Below are 17986 nucleotides of genomic sequence, written 5' to 3' on the forward strand. Positions count from 1 at the left end.
AGGAGTCACCCATGGGAGACCAGTTCTTCATCAAGCTCCTGCTGATCGGCGTCCTCGCCGCGTTCGCGGCGATCGTGCTCATCCCAGGACGCGGCACGCGCAAGCTCGCCATCAAGCGCATCGCATTGCTCATGCTGTTCCTGGCCGCCGTGGTCGCCGTGCTCTTTCCCCAGCTCATCAACGGCCTCGCGAATCTGGTCGGCGTCGGCCGCGGAACGGATCTGCTGCTCTACGGGCTCATCATCGTCTTCGTCGGGCACACGATCTCCACCTCGCTGCGGTTCCGGCAGCAGGAGCGGGAGATCACTCAGCTCGCCCGATCCGTCGCGCTCGCGAACGCGTCGAGGCCGTGGGAAGAGACCCCGGCCGAGGAGCACTCCGACAGCTGACGGCCCCTCATGCCGGCAGGGCGGCGTGTTTCTGTGCCGCAACGTTTAGCATCTCAGGGCTCACGCGAAGCCCCGCGAGGTGTCATCTCCCAGAACTTCGGTGACAGTTCTGGATCAGGACATCGGTGACGATTCCGGGGTTTCTCGGTGGTGACACTTCTGTCGCTCTGATGCGTGTATGAGCCGAAATGAGCCTGTCGATCCCCGTGTCCCGTCTGACGATCTCGCAGTGGCCTGATGACGCGCCGCGCGGCGCGGTGACGACGTTCTGCGCCGAGCACGGCATCTTGTCGACGACGTTTGAAAAGTAGGCCATGGCGGCGCCTTGTATTCCAGCGGTCGTCGCAACGAGCGTGATTCTCGGAGGCTAGCAAAGCGTTGAAGAGCTCGTGCGGTGTCCGGTCGCCGAGAGTGATTCGGGGGCGGCGGTTGAGCTCGAGTTCGACGCGAGCGAGGTCCCGTGGGGAGTGCACCGACAGGTCGGTGGACTTCGGGAAGTACTGGCGTTGCAGGCCGTTGGCGTTCTCGTTGCTGCCGCGCTGCCACGGGCTCGCGGCGTCGCAGAAGTAGATCCGAGTTCCGGTGTCTGCAGTCACGTCGAGGTGCTTGGCCATCTCGGTGCCTTGGTCCCACACCGACAGCATCGGCTGCGCGAACCGCCTCCCGGCGCGGATCTGACGGGTATGACCGCGCCGGTGATCACGCCCGGTCCGTAGTGGTGACGGCGCCGGTTTACGGACGATGCCGGTTGCGGGCCGATAGATCGCCTGGTAGATCGTCTCCGTCGCGACCCGCCGTGCCGGCTCTTGCGGATGGGCGCGCTGTAGCGCCCGTGAGATCTGCTGCGGACTCCACCGTTCCTTCAGCCGCGCGACCACGAACGAGCGCAGCACCGGGTCGGAGGTCAGCTTCAGCGGTCGCGTCCGCCGACGCCGGCTTGCGGCGGTCGCGTGCGCGTGAAATGGCCGATACTGTCCGGACGAGTGCAGATTGCGTCGCAACTCCCGGCTGATCGTCGACGGCTCTCCGGGCGTGTCAGATTGACTGTGTAAGGGTCGGGTCAGTCTGAAAGGAACCGAGGCGAGATGACACGAACGGAGAGCGGCTCAAGCGGTGGCACGACCTTGACGGTGCCATCCTTGCGCCGAACGGTAGTGCCGTTCTTCCAGATGTTTGCCGCGGACCGGCCGACACCCACCTCCCGCGCGGCCGCGGACATCGACCAGCCCTCGGCAAGCAGTTCCATGAACCGCTTCCGAGCCAACGACTTGGGCCTACGACCTGGCCCCTTCGGAACACGACGAGACGACATGCGAGAACCCCTTTCGGATGATCCTCGTTGCGACCGTCGCTGGAAACCGCCCCGTCGCATCGGCCCAGAATTCAAACGTCGTCGACACATCTCCCGGAAGAGGTTCTACCTGCTACGCGCGGTCGCGGACGGTCCCGCGGCGGTGCTGGAGCCGAGTCTCGTCGGCTTCGAACGTCGCCGACAGGGCTGGGCGAGGACATCAAGCATCAAGCGCTCGAGGTGCGTGCGGCGCTGGAACAGTCGAGGTTGGATCATGGGCCGATAAGCATGCACGAGAAGATGACCGCGATGGGCTGCCCGCCCCGTCGACCGCGACGCTGTCACGCGTGTTCCGTGACGCCGGAGTTGCTCGGGCGGCGCCGAACAAGCGGCCGCGGGCGTCGTTTCTCAGGTTCGTGTATCCGGCGCCGAACGCGTGCTGGCAGCTGGATGCGACCGAGTACGTGTTGACCGGCGGACGCACGTGCGTCATCTTCCAGCTCATCGACGACCACTCCCGCCTCGCCGTCGCATCCCGTGTCGCCGCCGGGGAGACCTCCGACGCCGCCGTCCGCATCGTCTCGAAAGGCATCGCCGCGCGCGGTGTCGCGCAATGACTGCTCACCGCCAACGGCGTCGCGTTGAACCCGTCCCGGCGAGGGGTCGTCGGCAAGCTCGTCGACCCCGTCACCAGGCTCGGCGTCGAGCCGATCACGGGGAAGCCTTCCGAGCCGACCATGCACGGCAAGAACGAACCCTGTTCCGACACCTCGACAAGCAACCGATGGCTTCGACGCTCGGTGAGCCGCAGGCGCAGGTCGACCAGTTCGACCTGGTCTACAACACCGAATGCCCGCACCAGGGGCCGCCCGGCCAGGTCACCCCACAGCAGGCCTGGGACGCGACGCCCGTGGCCGATCCGCCGAGGCCGCTCCACTCGCCGCCCCGTCTCCTTCACCCGTCGCCGCCGCCGGCGCACTGCTGCCGGAGAACACCCGACGCGTGACCGTCAACGGAGGGATCAAGATCAAAGGCGTTACATTCCAGATCGGCAGCCACCTCACCGGCACCCTCATCACCATCATCCGCGACGAGGCACGATCGCGTCCTGATTACACCAAGCCCCGCGAGGACAGACCAAGACTCTGATCGAGACGACCAGCGATCGCCGAGTGAAGCGGTGTGATGCATCAGACGCCGACCAACCATTCTTCGGCAGCTCATCCGCAACGAGCGGCTCTCTCAGGCGGGCTGGAGCAACTCGCCGAGGATGACTCGATTCAGGCGACTCGAGCCCGGACCCCGATCACGCGGTCCAGGCGACCTCATCGACCCAAGTCGTCCCGCCGAACTCGAGTGCCTTCACATCGTTGTCGACCATGATCTGCGCGAGCTCGGGGGTCTTGACGCGCGGAGTCCACCCGAGGAGGTCGTAGGCCCGGGAAGCGTCGCCGATGAGTGCGTCCACCTCCGTCGGGCGAAGGTAGCGTTCGTCGAACTTGACGTACTTCTGCCAATCGAGGCCGACCCGCTGGAACGAAAAGTCGAGGAAGTCGCGAACGGTGTAGGCGGTGTTCGTGGCGACGACGTAGTCTTGAGGCTCGTCGTGCTGGAGCATCCGCCACATCGCCTCGACGTACTCGGGCGCGTAACCCCAGTCGCGGATCGCATCGAGGTTGCCCATGTAGAGCTCTGACTGCACGCCTGCGGCGATCCTGGCAGCGGCGCGCGTGATCTTGCGCGTCACGAATGTCTCGCCGCGGCGCGGCGACTCGTGGTTGAAGAGGATGCCATTGACCGCGAACATGTCGAACGCCTCGCGGTAGTTGCGGGTTATCCAGTACGAGTACACCTTCGCCGCGCCATAGGGCGACCGGGGATAGAACGGGGTGTCCTCGTTCTGGGGAGGAGGCGTCGCGCCGAACATCTCGGAGCTGCTCGCCTGGTAGTAGCGGACATCGATCTCAGCGAGCCGGACGGCCTCAAGCAGACGCACTGAACCGAGTCCGGTCGTGTCGCCGGTGAACTCCGGTTCGTCGAAGCTCACGCGCACGTGGGACTGGGCAGCGAGATTGTACACTTCGTCGGGCTGGATGGTGCTGAGCAGCGTCACGAGACGCGAGCCGTCGGTCAGGTCGCCGTAATGGAGGGTCAGCTTCGCGTCGGTGGAGTGCGGATCCGTGAAGAGGTGGTCGATGCGGCTCGTGTTGAAGGTCGAGGCACGACGAATGAGGCCGTGGACTTCGTAGCCTTTCGAGATCAGGAGTTCGGCAAGGTAGCTGCCATCTTGTCCGGTGATACCGGTGATGAATGCGCGCTTCGGCTTCTGGTCGGACATGTTCGAGTATTCGCTTTCTGCTCCGTGACGGATGTTGTGGCGCCTGTCGGAGGCGGCTGGTCAGATGCCGTCGATGACCGAGAGGAGGAGATCGAGTTCGCGCTCGATCGGATAGTGATGGTTGCCGAGGAAGAGGCCATCGGTGTGGATCTTGTCCGCGGCGGGCAGCGTGGCGGGCACCTCGGCGTCGAAGTAGCGCATGACGGGGTTGCGGGTGAAGTTGCCTGCGACGATGGGGCGCGACTCGATGCCTTGGTCGGCGAGGGCGTTCACCAGATCGGCACGCCGACCCGCGAGACGGCCTTCGAGTACCAGGGAGAATCCGAACCAGCTGCTCTCGCCGTGTTCGCGCTGTACTCGCACGTCGTCGCGACCGGCGAAGCGCTCGACGAAGAGCTTCGCATTGGTACGGCGGCCCGCGATGAGGCCGGGGAGCTTCTTGATTTGCTGCCGCCCGAGGGCGCCGGACATTTCGAGCGGGCGTACGTTGTAGCCGGGCAACACAAAGCGGAACAGATCGTCGAATGCGTCGCCTGTCTTCGGGTGGATGAGGTTGTCGTTCGGCAACTCTCGTGTCCAGCCGTGTGCACGCAACGACACCATCGCTTGGTAAGTGTACTCGTCGTCGGTGGTGATGAGCCCGCCCTCCATCGTCGCGATGTGGTGGGAGAAGAACGAGCTGTACGTGCCCGCGAGTCCGAACGTGCCCGCCTGGCGGCCGTCCACGTTGGCCCCGAGGGACTCGCAGTTGTCTTCGATGAGTACAAGGTTCCGCTCGGCGGCGAGCTTCGAGAGCTCGACGAGTTCCGCGGGATTGCCCAGGAGGTTCACCGCGAGGATGGCCTTCGTGGCAGTGGTGATCGCTTCCGCCACGGTCGCGGCGCTCATGTTGAGCGAGTCGAGATCGACATCGACGAAACGCAATCGCAGTCCGAGCTGGTGCGCCGGGTAGAACGTGGTCGCCCACGACACGGCGGGCACAATGATCTCATCGCCGGGCGAGAGGTCGATGTCGGGATTCACCACGGCGGCAGTGAGGGCGATGAGGTTCGCGCTGCTGCCCGAGTTGACCATCACTGCTCGCCGGGCGCCGAGCGCTGCGGCGAACTCTTCCTCGAACGCCCGTACCTCCGGCCCCATGGTGAACCGACCGCTCGTGATGACCGATTGGAGGGCCTCGTATTCGGCGTTATCCCACGTGGTCGTGGCAAGGGGGTATCGGGGTGCGGTCATGCTGGCGTCTTTCGGTTCGTCGATCTGGGAGGGTGCTCAGTGGTCGAGGCGAGCGAGGTAGTCGGCATACGTCTTAGCGACGCCGTCGGTGAGGTCGGTCGAGGGGGACCACCCGAATTCGGATGCAACGCTGGAGTCCATGAGCTTCTGGTGCATTCCCGCAGGCTTCGACGGGTCGGTAACGAGATCCGCCTCGTATCCAACGGCGTTGAGTGCCGCACGGTAGTAGTCCAGGATGCTGAAGTCTTCACCTTTGCCGACGTTCATGAGCGCGGGCCACGCGCTGAGGCCGTCGAGCTTCGATACGAGCCATTCGGCGAGATCTCCGACGTAGGTGAACTCTCGCCGGGCGAGTCCGTCGCCCCAGACATCGATCTTCGTGGCCCCGGTGGACTTTGCCTCATGCGCCTTGGCGATCGTGGCGGCGACGAGGTGGGCGCGGTCGAGTGCGAAGTCGTCTCCCGGGCCGTACAGGTTGGACGGGATGATGACGCGGTAGTCCCAGCCGAACTGTTCGGCGGTGTACTGGCAGTACCGGGCGGCGGCGATCTTCGAGATCGCGTACCCCTCGTTCGTCGGCTCAAGCGGAGCGGCGAGCACATCGGATTCGACGAGCGGCTGCCGGTAGTCTTTGGGGTACATGCACGAACTGCCGAAGTACACGAATCGACGGATGCCTGCGGCAACCGACGTCGAGAGGACGTTGGAGTCGAGCCGCAAGTTGTCCATGAGGAACCCGGCGGGATCCGCGATGTTCGCCGCGATGCCTCCGACGCGGGCAGCAGTGTGAATCACCGTGTCGGGAGCGATCTCCTGGAAGAGCCGTTCGACGGCGATCGGATCGCGCAAGTCGGCGTCGGCTCGAGTCACCGGAATGAGCTCGTCGTCCCGCCCGGCGGTGCGCCAGGCAGCAGCGATGGACCGAGCGAGCATGCCATTGCCGCCGGTGAGGAGAACTCGCATTAAGGGCTCCCTGGGTATTGGACCACGTGGTGTGCCGTGCCAGCGCGTGTCGGCGACTAGTCGAGTGTAGTTGATCTGGCTCCACGTCCTTCGATCGCAGGATTCTCCTGGCCGGAGGGGGTTAGACGCTTCGGGGTCGTCTGCTCCGGAGCCGGAGCACGGTCGCGGCGATCGCCGCGCGCGACGCGACCGAGACGAGCAGTGCCCAGAAGGCGCCGGCGACCCCCAACTGCGGAATCAGAACGAGGCAGGTCGCCAGGGACAGCGCGGTCGATCCGACGGCGAGTGTGAGGGCGTGAACGTACGCGTTCTGGATGGCGACGGCGGTCGCCATAAAATGCGCGCTCGGGAGCGCCATGATGGCGAGACCGAGAGGTATCGCTTCGGCGAGGGAGAGGGTGTAGGCCTTGCCGAACACGAGGGGGACAAGCCAGGTCGCGAGGAGGAGCCCGATCAGCGTGATCGGGACGTATGCGAGCGTCCACTTGATCGTCGCGCGAGCGGTGATCGAGAGAATCGACGCCCTCGCAGCCCCCCGGCGCGCCGCTTGTTGGGCTTGCGGGATCCAAGCCTGGGACAGGACCCCGGTGACGATATCCGCGAGTGCGAATAGGTAAAGGAGGATCGCGAGCCGCGCGGTCTCCGCGGCCCCGAACGAGCCTGTGACGAGGTACTGGGGAACCGTTGCAATGAGCGACATGAGCGACATCGCGGCTCCGAGCGGGAGACCGGCGGCGGCGATTCTGCGCGTCTCTCGCCTGACGCCCGCCGCGGGCGGTGGATGCTCCGACTCGGCGACGATCGAAGCGCGATGCGCAGGCCGAAAGAGGAACAGATACGCCGAGAGGAGCGAGGACGTGGCGAGCGCCAGCATGGTGGGGATGAGCTCTCGGGTGAGTGCGAGTACGACGGCCGCGGCGAGCGAGACGAGGATCGCCGCGATCAGGCTCGCGGTAAACACGGTGAGTGAGTGTCCCCGGCGCTGCAACGGTCCCGAGGAGAGTTCGGAGAATGCGTCGGCGACCTTCACGAGTGCGGCGAGCAGCACGACCGCTTCGAGTTGTGGGGCCCAGACGCCGCCGAAGACGCAAGCAGCGACGAGGGCGATCGCCAGAGCCGCCGATTGGACGATCGTGTAGTTGCGGAAAGAGGCCTCGGGGCTAAGCGTCAACGTCACGGTGCGCATTCCGAGCTGTGCGAACACGAAGAACGGGGTGGCGATCGCCAGCGCGAGCGAGTAGGTGCCGACCGTTTCGGGCTCCGTCATACGCGCCAGGAGGAACAGGATGAGGAGCGGACCGAGATTCCGGAGGAACTGCGCAGCCAGAAGGTGCACGGTGCGCGCGGTATCCGAGGTCGTCGGGGTCGATGCTTCGCGTCGACCAGACGACGAGGGATTCACCATGTAGGACACCTTATGCGTCCGCGCTCCGAGCGATCGCAGCGAGAGCTGCCGGCGAGCGACTCAGCGAGCGTCGAGCGTGTGCCAGTTCGGGAGGAGCAAGTCATGTCCGCTCTGACCGTCTGCTTGCCACGGGCGGGGGGCCACGACCGGCGCGTTCGGGTCTCTGCGTGAGAGAAGCCATGCAGCCCACCAGCTGAACGAGGAGTTGCTCATCGCGAATCCGACGCCGTTGCTCATAGCGATTAACGTGGCGACGTTACCGAGGATGCCAGTGTCTTCGACGAAGTCGAGTTCCTGCAACTCGGCCAGTTCGTCGCGAACGAGGTCGGGGCTGTCAGAGAAGACTCGGACGCGTGAGGTATCGCTCTGGAGCTGCCGGAGGAGCGAGATCGCACGAGTAAAATAGGTCGCGCTCGCGATTCCGTGATGCCGCGCGGCCTGCGGCGTGAGGTAGTCGCCGCGCCGCACGTGCGCGGTGATTGTCTCGGCTTGACAAAGCCTCGCGAGTTGCTCGGACTCGGGCGCTGAGATCTTCGCTCCGGTGAGGGCCGCGGCCAACTGGTCGGAGACGCCCTCGAAATACCGCCACGCCTGGAAGTACCCGAAGAGGGTGGTCCCGGGGGTGACGCGGTTGACGGTGTCGTGGAAGTTGAGTGTGGGCTGGCGATAGACCTTCAGGCGCGTGGAGCCCCGGCCGGGATGGCGGATCGCCGCCGGTCGGCGAGGAGAGTTGCGGTACCAGGGGGAGTCCTCCCGAAGGACGGTGCCGTCAAACGCGACCCCGGCGAGTTGGAAGCCCCATGGGGTCTCCTTGGTGCGCTCGATCGGATCGCTCGCGATGAAGCGCGAGGCGTCGACGTACAGCGGGCAGTCGAGGCGTTCGGCCTGCTCCCACGCCGCAGCGAGGATGAACAGCTGATTGCCGAAGCCGCCCTGCAGATACGCGCAGATGCCGTCGCTGATGTCTCGAACCGCTGCCATGTGGTGCTCTCCCTCGGGCCGACGGGCGGGTGCAGGTGGATGGTGACGTCAGTCGTGGAGCAGTGCCGTGAGGACGGACATCGCGCCGAGCAAAGCCACGCCGTAGCCGACGAGGATCCATGACGCCCAGCGATTGCGGATCACGAGTCCGGCCGCGAGCAGGAAGCCCGCGAGGATCGACGCGCCGTACCGCGGAGGCAGCGTGAAATACGATCCGGTCGTGACATAGAGCGCGAGCGCGAGCGCTGGTGCGAAGACGACCGACGAGATCGCGATGGCGATGACGAGCGGGCTCCGCGGTGTCACCCCGCGAAGCGCCCAGAACGCGCCGATGACTCCAGCGATCGTGAGCCAGCTGAGGGGCGTCACGGCGAAGCCGGGGATGGGAAGCGCGTACCCGGTCGAGCCCGCTATGTTCACATTCGAGGTGATCGTGCCGGGCAGGAAGTTCGCCATCTGCCCGAGCAGCTCTTGGACGCCGAGCGGGTTGCCGCCCGACGAGCCCGCGGCGCCTTCGGGTCGCAGTGACGCGTGGATTCGGAGCCACACGAACTGGGTCAGGATCGCCGCGACGCTCGTCGCAGCCGCGACGATGAGCACGAGCCACTCGCGGCGAAGCCTCCTGGCCGGGGCGGGACCCTCGGCGGGCGACCCGCCGAACTCCGCGAGCCCTTCGGCACCCGAGACGCGCTGCTTGCGCCGGTTCCAGACGGTGATGAGCCCGTGGATCACGAGGTAGAGCGCCGAGAGGCCGACGGCCAGCAGGTTCGTCACCTTGAAGATCGTGGCCAGCACCGCGATGGCCGGTATCCACCAGAGCGAGCCGGTGCCGCGAACGAATCTCGTCGTCACGAAGAGCAGTGCCGCGCCCGCGAGGAAGGAGGGCGCGTCGGTGCTCACATAGGTGTACGTCCACCAGGCGAACGGTGACGCGATGAAGGCCAGCCCCAGGCCGAGCGCCGCCGTCGACGAGACCCGCCACTGCCGAAGCAGGAGCCACAAGAGGAGCACCGACGCGGCGAGCCAGAGCGATCCCGTGAGGCGCCACGCGGTGAGCTGGTCGACCCCCGACACGAAATGGATGGCGTCGCCGACGACCCGCGTCACCCCGAAGTAGAACGGCGTGTACGGGTCGGCCGAGGTGATCCCGCCGAACGGGAACGTCGAGACATCCGCGTAGCTCGAACCGCACGCCGCGCCCATCGGACCGTATGGGAACACGCCGTCGCACGCCATCCGATCGAGACCTTCGGGGCCGATCTCCTCACCTGGGGTAAGTACTCCCTGCGTGGGGAGCTTGTCGAGGTAGTCGAGGTAGACCCACTCGTCGATGGGAGACATCGCATCGGAGTGCTGGATCGTCACCGCACTCGAATATCCGACGGCGACGAGCACGAGCGCCAACGGTACCCAGAACCGCCCCAACCACGATCTCACCCGGTGTTGGACGGTGGACGGCTGTTCCGCGAGCACGTTCGACATTGGGCTCCTCTCCCGGCTGAACACCCTACCTGGTAACACCTGTGCGCTCGGACCAGAGTCGTCGGCTGCGACCACGTAGACTGCCGCGGTGAGCATCCTCGTCACCGGCGGTGCCGGCTACATCGGCAGTCACGTGGTTCGTCTCCTCCTCGAGCGTGGAGACGAGGTCGTCGTCGTCGACGATCTGAGCTCGGGCATCCCCGCCCGCCTCGATGGCGTGCCGCTCGTCGAACTCGATCTGAGCGACACGGGCCGCCGGACCGACCTCGTCGACGTGCTCCGTGCGCACGAGGTCTCCGCCGTCGTCCATTTCGCAGCCAAGAAGCAGGTGGCGGAGTCGGTCGCCCGCCCGGCCTGGTACTACGAGCAGAACGTCGGCGGTCTGGCAGGCCTCCTCCTCGCGCTCGAAGAGGCCGACGTGCGCGACATCGTCTTCTCCTCGTCGGCGGCGGTGTACGGCGCGACGCCGTCGGTGCTGCTCGACGAATCGACCCCGACCGTGCCGATCAACCCGTACGGCGCGACGAAACTCGTCGGCGAGCAGATGCTCGCGGCGGCAGCCGCGACCGGCGCGGTGCGCGCAACGAGCCTGCGCTATTTCAATGTGGCGGGCGCGGGATGGCCCGAGCTCGCCGACACGGCGGTGCTGAACCTCGTGCCGATGGTGTTCGAGCGGCTCGACGCCGGTGAGGGTCCGCGCATCTTCGGCGACGACTACCCGACGGCCGACGGCACGTGCATCCGCGACTACGTCCACGTCCTCGACCTCGCGCGCGCGCACCTCGCGGCGCTCGACACGGTGCGCGACGGGCATCGGGTCTTCAACGTCGGCACCGGCACGGGAAGCTCGGTGCGCGAGATGATCGACGCCATCCTCGAGGTGTCGGGTTCGACGATCGAACCGGTCGTCGAACCGAGACGCGCGGGCGATCCCGCCGAGGTCGTCGCCGATCCCAGGCTCATCGCACGAGAGCTTGGGTGGCGCTCGGAGTTCGGCCTGCGCGACATCGTGGAGTCCGCGTGGGCGGCCCACGTGCGCCGATGACCGGCGTGCGCGTCTCCGTCGCGCTCGGCACCCACAACGGCGCGCGCTTCCTCGAGGCCCAGCTGCGCAGCATCCTCGCCCAGACGCGCGCGGTCGACGAGATCGTCCTTTCCGATGACGCGTCCTCCGACGGCACCGTCGAACTCGCCGAGCGGCTCGTCGCCGAACACCGCGGTTCCGGCGGCGCGGCGCCCGATCTCGTCGTCCTCCGCAACGATCCGCCACTCGGAGTCACCGCGAACTTCGAGCAGGCGCTGCGCTCCGCGACGGGGGATCTCATCGCGCTCTCCGACCAGGACGACATCTGGCGGGCGGATCGCATCGAACGGGCGGTCGAAGTCTTCGACGCACGGCCGGGGCTTCAGCTCGTGGCGTCGGGTGCCCGCCTCGTCGACGACCAGGGCGAGCCGATCGGGGCGACCCTCTTCGGCACCCTCGGCCTGGAAGGCACCACGCTCGAGCGGATCCGTGTCGGCGCTGCGTTCGAGGAGTTGCTGAAGCGCAACCTCCTCACGGGGGCCACGATGATGGTGCGCCGATCGCTCGTCGAGGCTGCGTCGCCCTTCCCGCCCACGTGGGTCCATGACGAATGGCTCGCCGTCGTGGCATCCGTCATCGGCGGCATCGCCGTCATCGACGACGAGCTCATCGACTACCGCCAGCACGGCGGCAATCAGATCGGCGTCACGGCGCTCGAGCTCACGGGCAAGATCGGGCGTCTTCGTGCACCTCGCACGGAGCGCAACGTGCGCCTCCGCGCACGTGCGGCGGATCTCGCCCGGCGACTGCCTGCGATCGCATCCGATCGTGCGGATCTCGCCGAAGTCGTCGCCGACAAGCTCGTGCACGAGCAGGTGCGCAGCGCCTACCCGCGAAGCCGGTTCGGCCGGATCGTTCCAGTGCTCCGTGAAGCGCGAACGGGCCGCTACGGGCGTTACGGACTCGGCGCGCAGGACATCCTGCGCGATCTTGTGCAGCCCGTCTGAGCTGTGGAGCTGGACGTCGGCAGGGCCCGCGAGAGAAGACTCCGGCGCTTCGCGACCGGGTGCGCTCGAGTCTCGGTCACCGGCCTAGGCCGTGGCGCAGGAGGGTCCTGGCGGCCGCGCCGTTGCGGGCCACGAGCGCGCTCGGCAGCACCGAGAGGGCGTTCAAGCGCGAGGTGAGCCTCCTGGATGCGGCCCGGGCGGCGCGACCCCACCCCTGTTCGTGCATCGCGCGCGCCGCCTCGGAGAAGTACCGCCGTTCCTCCTGAAAGCGCGATCCCTCGGTGGCGCGCTTGGCGGACGCGCTGGCTGCGTGGCGCCGATAGCGGAACTCGGGCCGGTCGTCGAGCACGAGGATGCCTCCTTCCCGCACGATCTCGATTTGCAGGGCGAGATCGAGGACGACCTCGTAGTCGTCCCGGAAGTCGAAGCGCTTCAGAAGATCGGTGCGCCAGGCGATCGATGGGAAGTACGTCCAGTTGGCCCGCAGGAGGCTCGTCGCGAGCCGTTCTCCGCTCAGCTCGACGGGGCCAGCAGGGTTCACTCGGGGCCGATACATGGACTTCACCCGGTCGGCGAGGGGGGCCGTCACCCGCCCTTCTCCATCGATGACCTCCACTCCGGGCTGGACGTATGCGGCCTCGGGATGCGTCGCGACGAGCTGTCGGATCCGCTCGACATACCCGGGCAGGAGCAGATCATCGCAGCCCATGACGGTCGTGTACGGCGCTGAGGCAACCCGGGCGGCTTCGCGAAAGTTGCCGCTTACTCCGAGGTTCACGGCGTTGCGCCGGTAGTGGACGCGCGGGTGCTCGAGCGCCCGAACCCATTCACCGGGTGAGCGGTCGGGGTAGGCGTCGTCGATGACCATGAGGGTCCAGCCGGGATCGGTCTGGGCGAGCACGCTCTCCACGGCGTCTCGGAACTGCCCGGGGTCGCCCCAGAACGGCATGAGGATGTCGAGAAACGGGACCTCGACGGTGTGCGGATTCTCGGCAGGAACGGTCAAGTCGGACTCCCCGGTGGGCACGCGCCGAGGCATCGGGCCGACGCGTAGGCTGTCGGTCAGTGTACCAATCGAAGGGAAAGCCGGCCGTGGTCGACGATGCGCGAGAGTCGACCGAGCGCCGCCCGACGTCGGTGCTGTGGATGCTCGCGGGCACCCTCGTCGGCGGTGTCGCGGGGTACCTGGTCCTCTGGCTGACCGCCCGTTCCCTCGGTGCGGCCGAATACGCCGTGTTCGGCGTGTTCTGGTCGGCGCTCTACCTCATCGTCGGCGTGTTGTTCGGTCTCCAGCAGGAGGCGACACGCGCGGCGTCCGCGTCGGCGTCGGTGTCGGCGTCCGCATCCGGTTCCCCTGAAGGGCCGGCGGGAGCCTCGGCGGTCGGAGCGGCACGGCGCGGCAGCTCGCTCTGGGTCCTCGCGACGGCGTCCGGGCTGCTCGTCATCGCGGTCGCGATCGGCACCGCGGTCTGGTGGGCGCCCGAATCATTCGGCACGGCGCACTCCGACCTCTCGATCCCCGTCGCGATCGGTTCGGGGCTCAGTGCGGTCGTCGCCGTCGCGAGCGGGCTGTTCGCGGGCCACCGTCGCTGGCTGCTGCTCGGGGTGATCATCGCCGCGGACGGCGTGCTGAGGCTCGCTGCAGTCGGAGTCGCGACGGACTTCGGCGCGGGCACCGAGGTGCTCGCGTGGGCGGTCGTCGCCCCGTACGTGATCGTGATCGTCGGCTGCTTCGCGATCGGCGGCCGGCGTCTGATCCGAGACGGACGCGTGGACGTCAGCTTCCGCCGGCTCGCCGCGAACTCGGTGCAGACAGTCGTCGCCGCCTCGGCGACGGCGCTGCTCATCAACGGCTTCCCACTCGTGCTCGCGCTCGTCGAGGCATCCGACGACGCGACTCTGCTGGGTGCGCTCATCTTCGCGATCACCCTCACCCGGGCTCCGCTCCTCGTGCCGCTCACGGCCCTGCAGAGCTACCTCGTGACGGCGTTCGGCGCGGCGCGGCGCGAGGCGCCGCGCCTCCTCGCGCGCTGGTCCGCGATCGTCGTCGGCGTCGCGGTCGTCCTCGCGGCGATCGCCTGGCTCGCGGGCGAGTGGGCCCTCGACGCGTTCGTCGGCGCGGATTTCGCCCTTCCCGGTTCGCTCCTCGCGGGTCTCGTGGTCTCGTCGGGCTGCATCGGCATGCTGTGCGTGACGGGTCCGGCGGTGCTCGCGCGGAGCCTGCACACCGCCTACGCGCTCGGCTGGGTAATCGCGTCTGCGACGACGATCGCGCTGCTGTTCCTCCCGCTGACGATCGAAGCGTCGGTGCCGCTCGCGCTCGCCGTCGGGCCGCTCGTGGGCGTGGCCGTGCACCTCGGGCTGCTCCGCTGGTCGGGTTCCGCCCGTTGATTGCTATCGTGTGGCTCGAGGAGGCACACCGTGGATGCTGGATCTGACGAGACTCCCCCGACGGCGGCGCCCGGTTACGCCGAGCGTCTGAAGACGATCGAGTCGGCCCGGTGGCGCCGTCTGATCGATGTCCAGGCGCCGTACCGCTGGAACATCCGTCGACTGAAGCTCGGCCGAACGCTCGACGTCGGCTGCGGACTCGGCCGCAACCTCGCCCACCTCCGCGGAAACGGCGTCGGCGTCGACCACAACGCGGACTCCATCGCGATCGCTCGGGAGCGCGGCCTCGAGGCGTACACCGTCGACGAGTTCGCGGCCTCGACGGCGGCCGTGCCGGAGGCATACGACTCGCTCCTGTTCGCGCATGTCATGGAGCACATGGATCGCGAGTCCGACATCGCGCTCGTCACGGCCTACCTCCCCTACCTGCGGGCCGAGGGGCAGGTCTGCTTCATCACCCCGCAGGAGCGCGGCTACCGATCGGATGCGACGCACGTGCAGTTCGTCGATTTCGCCGGCCTCGAAGAGATCGCCCACGCCGCCGGGCTCGCGGTGGAACGCCGATTCTCGTTCCCGCTCCCGCGAGTCGCCGGACGCGCGTACACGTACAACGAGTTCGTCGCGGTCGCGAGACGACGCTGACCGCGGGCGCGGGCGCGGCTGCGGCCGGCTCGGGGTCAGGCTCGATCCGACTGCGGCAGCCCCACCCCCGGCCGCGCCAGCGCATCCCGCCAGCTCATATCCCGCGCGGCCTTCACCGCGCACACGACGAGCACCAGCCATCCGCCCTCCACCAGGGCGAAGCTCTCGGCGAACGAGGTCACCGCGATCGCCACGAGGATGAGCGCGGGCCAGACGTACACCGGGCTGCGTCGCGACGAGGCGAGCAGCCACGCCCGCACGAGCGCGACGCCCACGAGCGCGACGAACAGCAGCACGCCGATCACCCCGACCTGGAAGTACGCGTCGATGTACGCGCTCAGCGCGGATCCGTGGTCGCGTCCGGTCATAACCGCGATCCAGGTGTAGGGGGTGCGCTCCGACGGCCAGACCCCGACCCAGCCCCAGCCCTGCAGCGCGTTCGAGGCGAGGTAGCGCGAGATCTCGCGCCAGAGGTCGAGCCGCACGTCGAACTCGGCTCGTGCGTCGAGCAGTTCGATGATGCGGATGCGCAGCAGCCACCCGGTGACGAGGGCGGCGAGTCCGACGCCGATGATGACGAGCTGCCACACCCACCTGGTGGCGGGGGCGACCCGTCGGAGGCCGACGAGTGCGGCCAGTGCGACGGCGGTGGCGCCGAGCGCGATCCAGGCGGTCGGCGAGGCCGCGAAGACGATGCAGAGGGTCGCGAGCGCGACCGATGCGACGGCTTTGCCGCCGCGGGCGATCTTGGTGCGCCACTCGACGACGAAGGTGACGAGCGCCACGAGGGCCACGAATCCGAGCAGGTTGCGGGTGCCGAAGATGCCCTGGATCGGCCCCAGGTTCGCGAGGTCGCCGCGGATGCCGAGGAACGCGATGGGCAGATCGAGCAGGATGCCGCTCAGCACCTCGAGCGCGAGCGAGACGCCGAGCAGCACACGCAGCACGTCGCCGAACGCCCGCACGATCTGGATGGTGTCGCGCATGAGCGCGATGTACACGCCGAGCACGCCGAACGCGATGAGCGAGGCCACGCCGATCACGGTGTACCGCGTGTTCTGAGTCCAGAGCAGCGACGCGGCGCACCAGCCCACGAACACGAGGATGGTGAGCGGCAGGATCCCGTACCATTCCACGGCACGCCAGCGTGCGACGAGCGACGCCCCCGCGAGGACGAGCAGGCCGACGAGCGCGGCGACCAGCCCTGCCGTGCCGATGAGCGCGCGGATCGCGTGCGTCGAGAACGCCAGCCCGATCGAGATCAGGGTGAGGGCCTGCGCGAACCGGGCGGATCCGATGGCGCCGCGGGTCGCGTGCCAGGCGTGGGCGAACGGCGACTCGCGGGTCATCGCGGCCCGGCGACGTCGAACCTCGGCCTGGCCGCATCGGCCGGGAGCGGGTCGTGCGCCCATTGCCGCCGCTTCGTCGACCAGGCGATCATGATGAGCAGGGCGAGGTTGCCTTCGATGAGCAGGCGGCTCTCGGCGAGGCTCTGGGCGAGCAGCGCCACGAGCAGGAGCAGCGGTACGAGCGACGCGGCCGAGAAGGCGATCGGATGCCCCGTCGCATCCCTGGGCTGATCGACGGCGAGGAACCAGCTCCGCCACTGCGCTCCGACGGCGATCGAGACGAACGCGATGAGCCCGAAGACGCCCACCTGGAGCCACACGTCGAGCCAGGCGTTGTGCGCCTGCAGGTAGGTGACGCCGTTGCGCACGGCGAGACCGTCGAAGGGTTCGACCCAGGGGTTCCAGTAGCCGACCCAGCCCCAGCCGAACCACGGCCGCTCGGTGATGAGCTGCCACACGGACGCCCAGATGTCGAACCGGCCGGTGAGGTCGTCGCTCTTGCCGAACACCTGCAGCAGCGTGTTCCAGCCGAGTGCGACGAGGGCGAGGGTCGCCGCGCCGGCGGCGGCGGCCGTCCAGTAGAGCGGGCGGCGCGCGAGGGGGTCGATACGTCGCGCCCACGCGGCGAACGCGACGGCCGCGAGCACTGCCACGCCCGCCAGCGTCGCGGTGGCCGAGCGGGTGAGGGCGAACACGAGTGCGGCGACCACGAGCCATCCGATGCCCTGTGCGCGTCGTACGCTGCCCGCGGCGAGCAGGCACGCGAAGACGATGAGGCCGAGCAGCGCGATCATGGCCAGCAGGTTGCGGTTGCCCACGAGGCCCTCGATCGGCCCGCCCTGCAGCAGGAGGCCGCGCGACCAGAAGAACGCCTTCGGCAGGGAGTCGGTGACCTCGAAATCGGGGAACAGCGGCAGCACCGGCCCCCGTACGACGAGTGCGGCCCAGAGCTCGAAGACGATCGAGAGCGCGAGGATCCATTTGATCGCCGCGGCCAGCGCGCGCACGATCGCGCCCCAGGCCAGGCACAGCACGAGCGCGATCGCGACGGTCACGGTGGCGAGGGTGATCGCCACGCCCAGCACGGATGCCCCGGGGTACGCGGACCACGCGATCGACGCCGTGGCGATGATGAGGAACGCGAACGTCGACTTGGGCACTCGACGCCAGATCCAGGTGGGACGTGTGACGACGAGCAGTGCGACCGCGCCGGCGACCACCAGCACGGCGATCGCGCCGAAGCCCCACCAGCCGAGCAGGTTGCGCCAGAACTGGCCGGCGAGCAGCGTGAAGAGGGCGAACGTCGCGTACGCGCCGACGAGGGCGGAGCGACGGGCCGAGGTCATGCGACCAAGGCTATCGCGGCGCGGCCAGACGGGCTCCCTTCGACAAGCTCAGGGAGCCCCCGCTCGCTGAGCCCGTCGAAGCGGGGGTGCCACCGCTCGCTGAGCCCGTCGAAGCGAGGGTGCCACCGCTCGCTGAGCCTGTCGA

17 protein-coding genes and 1 pseudogene are annotated in these 17986 nt (G+C 67.9%); 8 read left to right on the forward strand and 10 right to left on the reverse strand.

Features of this window, described 5'->3' with window-relative positions:
- Nucleotides 1–11: 11 nt before the first annotated feature.
- Nucleotides 12–389: a DUF2304 domain-containing protein gene (locus MTO99_RS01500; RefSeq protein ID WP_243556352.1), complete on the forward strand. Its 378-nt coding sequence runs from the start codon at nucleotides 12–14 to the stop codon at nucleotides 387–389.
- A 353-nt stretch (nucleotides 390–742) separates the two neighbouring features.
- Here the strand turns inward: MTO99_RS01500 and MTO99_RS01505 are convergent.
- Nucleotides 743–1701, reverse strand: a pseudogene (locus tag MTO99_RS01505) (IS30 family transposase); the annotation flags it as partial.
- Nucleotides 1702–2027: 326 nt separating this feature from the next.
- On the opposite strand from MTO99_RS01505, the gene MTO99_RS19235 reads away from it, so the two are divergent.
- From MTO99_RS19235 to MTO99_RS01520, 3 genes are all read left to right on the forward strand, one after another.
- Nucleotides 2028–2297, forward strand: a complete 270-nt coding sequence (locus MTO99_RS19235; protein WP_435520783.1) for a DDE-type integrase/transposase/recombinase — start codon at nucleotides 2028–2030, stop codon at nucleotides 2295–2297.
- 167 nt (nucleotides 2298–2464) lie between these two features.
- Entirely contained in the window at nucleotides 2465–2686 is a 222-nt protein-coding gene (locus tag MTO99_RS19240) for a hypothetical protein (protein ID WP_435520784.1), read from the forward strand.
- Nucleotides 2683–2829, forward strand: coding sequence for a hypothetical protein (locus MTO99_RS01520; protein WP_243556359.1), 147 nt, complete (start codon nucleotides 2683–2685; stop codon nucleotides 2827–2829). The genes MTO99_RS19240 and MTO99_RS01520 overlap by 4 nt, the downstream gene beginning before the upstream one ends.
- Nucleotides 2830–2986: 157 nt before the next feature.
- On the opposite strand, the gene gmd is transcribed toward MTO99_RS01520, so the two are convergent.
- The 6 genes from gmd to MTO99_RS01550 all read right to left on the reverse strand — a co-directional run bounded on the left by gmd (nucleotide 2987) and on the right by MTO99_RS01550 (nucleotide 10082).
- Nucleotides 2987–4018, reverse strand: coding sequence for a GDP-mannose 4,6-dehydratase (gene gmd, locus MTO99_RS01525; protein ID WP_243556361.1), 1032 nt, complete (start codon nucleotides 4016–4018; stop codon nucleotides 2987–2989).
- 60 nt (nucleotides 4019–4078) lie between these two features.
- Nucleotides 4079–5251 carry a DegT/DnrJ/EryC1/StrS family aminotransferase gene (locus MTO99_RS01530; protein WP_243556363.1) on the reverse strand — a complete coding sequence of 391 codons (1173 nt, stop codon included), beginning with the start codon at nucleotides 5249–5251 and terminating at the stop codon, nucleotides 4079–4081.
- A 36-nt stretch (nucleotides 5252–5287) separates the two neighbouring features.
- Entirely contained in the window at nucleotides 5288–6214 is a 927-nt protein-coding gene (locus tag MTO99_RS01535; protein ID WP_256461027.1) for an NAD-dependent epimerase/dehydratase family protein, read from the reverse strand.
- A 121-nt stretch (nucleotides 6215–6335) separates the two neighbouring features.
- Nucleotides 6336–7619 (reverse strand): lipopolysaccharide biosynthesis protein, encoded by a 1284-nt coding sequence (locus MTO99_RS01540; protein ID WP_243556367.1) that lies wholly within the window; start codon nucleotides 7617–7619, stop codon nucleotides 6336–6338.
- Nucleotides 7620–7679: 60 nt separating this feature from the next.
- A complete protein-coding gene (locus MTO99_RS01545; protein ID WP_243556369.1) occupies nucleotides 7680–8600 on the reverse strand; it encodes an alpha-1,2-fucosyltransferase in 921 nt (306 codons plus the stop codon).
- A gap of 48 nt (nucleotides 8601–8648) precedes the next feature.
- A complete protein-coding gene (locus MTO99_RS01550) occupies nucleotides 8649–10082 on the reverse strand; it encodes a hypothetical protein (RefSeq protein WP_243556371.1) in 1434 nt (477 codons plus the stop codon).
- A gap of 88 nt (nucleotides 10083–10170) precedes the next feature.
- Between MTO99_RS01550 and galE the strand changes: the two genes are divergently transcribed.
- Nucleotides 10171–11127 carry a UDP-glucose 4-epimerase GalE gene (gene galE / locus MTO99_RS01555; protein ID WP_243556373.1) on the forward strand — a complete coding sequence of 319 codons (957 nt, stop codon included), beginning with the start codon at nucleotides 10171–10173 and terminating at the stop codon, nucleotides 11125–11127.
- Nucleotides 11124–12113: a glycosyltransferase family 2 protein gene (locus MTO99_RS01560; RefSeq protein ID WP_243556375.1), complete on the forward strand. Its 990-nt coding sequence runs from the start codon at nucleotides 11124–11126 to the stop codon at nucleotides 12111–12113. Before galE ends, MTO99_RS01560 begins: the two co-directional genes overlap by 4 nt.
- Nucleotides 12114–12189: 76 nt before the next feature.
- On the opposite strand, the gene MTO99_RS01565 is transcribed toward MTO99_RS01560, so the two are convergent.
- Nucleotides 12190–13140 carry a glycosyltransferase family 2 protein gene (locus tag MTO99_RS01565; RefSeq protein WP_243556377.1) on the reverse strand — a complete coding sequence of 317 codons (951 nt, stop codon included), beginning with the start codon at nucleotides 13138–13140 and terminating at the stop codon, nucleotides 12190–12192.
- A 38-nt stretch (nucleotides 13141–13178) separates the two neighbouring features.
- Between MTO99_RS01565 and MTO99_RS01570 the strand changes: the two genes are divergently transcribed.
- Both MTO99_RS01570 and MTO99_RS01575 read left to right on the forward strand, forming a co-directional pair.
- Nucleotides 13179–14504: a polysaccharide biosynthesis protein gene (locus tag MTO99_RS01570; RefSeq protein ID WP_243556378.1), complete on the forward strand. Its 1326-nt coding sequence runs from the start codon at nucleotides 13179–13181 to the stop codon at nucleotides 14502–14504.
- A gap of 30 nt (nucleotides 14505–14534) precedes the next feature.
- Complete coding sequence (locus MTO99_RS01575; RefSeq protein ID WP_243556379.1) at nucleotides 14535–15146, forward strand: class I SAM-dependent methyltransferase; 612 nt, start codon at nucleotides 14535–14537, stop codon at nucleotides 15144–15146.
- A gap of 35 nt (nucleotides 15147–15181) precedes the next feature.
- Here the strand turns inward: MTO99_RS01575 and MTO99_RS01580 are convergent, their stop codons facing one another.
- Nucleotides 15182–16495 carry an O-antigen ligase family protein gene (locus tag MTO99_RS01580; protein ID WP_243556380.1) on the reverse strand — a complete coding sequence of 438 codons (1314 nt, stop codon included), beginning with the start codon at nucleotides 16493–16495 and terminating at the stop codon, nucleotides 15182–15184.
- A complete protein-coding gene (locus MTO99_RS01585) occupies nucleotides 16492–17841 on the reverse strand; it encodes an O-antigen ligase family protein (protein ID WP_243556381.1) in 1350 nt (449 codons plus the stop codon). Before MTO99_RS01585 ends, MTO99_RS01580 begins: the two co-directional genes overlap by 4 nt.
- Nucleotides 17842–17986 lie beyond the last annotated feature (145 nt).

Origin of the sequence: Agromyces larvae (assembly GCF_022811705.1) — a bacterium.
Lineage (GTDB): Bacteria > Actinomycetota > Actinomycetes > Actinomycetales > Microbacteriaceae > Agromyces > Agromyces larvae.

Excerpts from the sequence above, each read along its gene's own strand:
- MTO99_RS01500 (WP_243556352.1), top strand. The coding sequence starts at position 12 with ATGGGAGACCAGTTCTTCATCAAGCTCCTGCTGATCGGCGTCCTCGCC.
- MTO99_RS19240 (WP_435520784.1), top strand. The coding sequence starts at position 2,465 with ATGGCTTCGACGCTCGGTGAGCCGCAGGCGCAGGTCGACCAGTTCGAC.
- gmd (WP_243556361.1), bottom strand. The coding sequence starts at position 4,018 with ATGTCCGACCAGAAGCCGAAGCGCGCATTCATCACCGGTATCACCGGA.
- MTO99_RS01530 (WP_243556363.1), bottom strand. The coding sequence starts at position 5,251 with ATGACCGCACCCCGATACCCCCTTGCCACGACCACGTGGGATAACGCC.
- MTO99_RS01535 (WP_256461027.1), bottom strand. The coding sequence starts at position 6,214 with ATGCGAGTTCTCCTCACCGGCGGCAATGGCATGCTCGCTCGGTCCATC.
- MTO99_RS01540 (WP_243556367.1), bottom strand. The coding sequence starts at position 7,619 with ATGGTGAATCCCTCGTCGTCTGGTCGACGCGAAGCATCGACCCCGACG.
- MTO99_RS01545 (WP_243556369.1), bottom strand. The coding sequence starts at position 8,600 with ATGGCAGCGGTTCGAGACATCAGCGACGGCATCTGCGCGTATCTGCAG.
- MTO99_RS01550 (WP_243556371.1), bottom strand. The coding sequence starts at position 10,082 with ATGTCGAACGTGCTCGCGGAACAGCCGTCCACCGTCCAACACCGGGTG.
- MTO99_RS01560 (WP_243556375.1), top strand. The coding sequence starts at position 11,124 with ATGACCGGCGTGCGCGTCTCCGTCGCGCTCGGCACCCACAACGGCGCG.
- MTO99_RS01580 (WP_243556380.1), bottom strand. The coding sequence starts at position 16,495 with ATGACCCGCGAGTCGCCGTTCGCCCACGCCTGGCACGCGACCCGCGGC.
- MTO99_RS01585 (WP_243556381.1), bottom strand. The coding sequence starts at position 17,841 with ATGACCTCGGCCCGTCGCTCCGCCCTCGTCGGCGCGTACGCGACGTTC.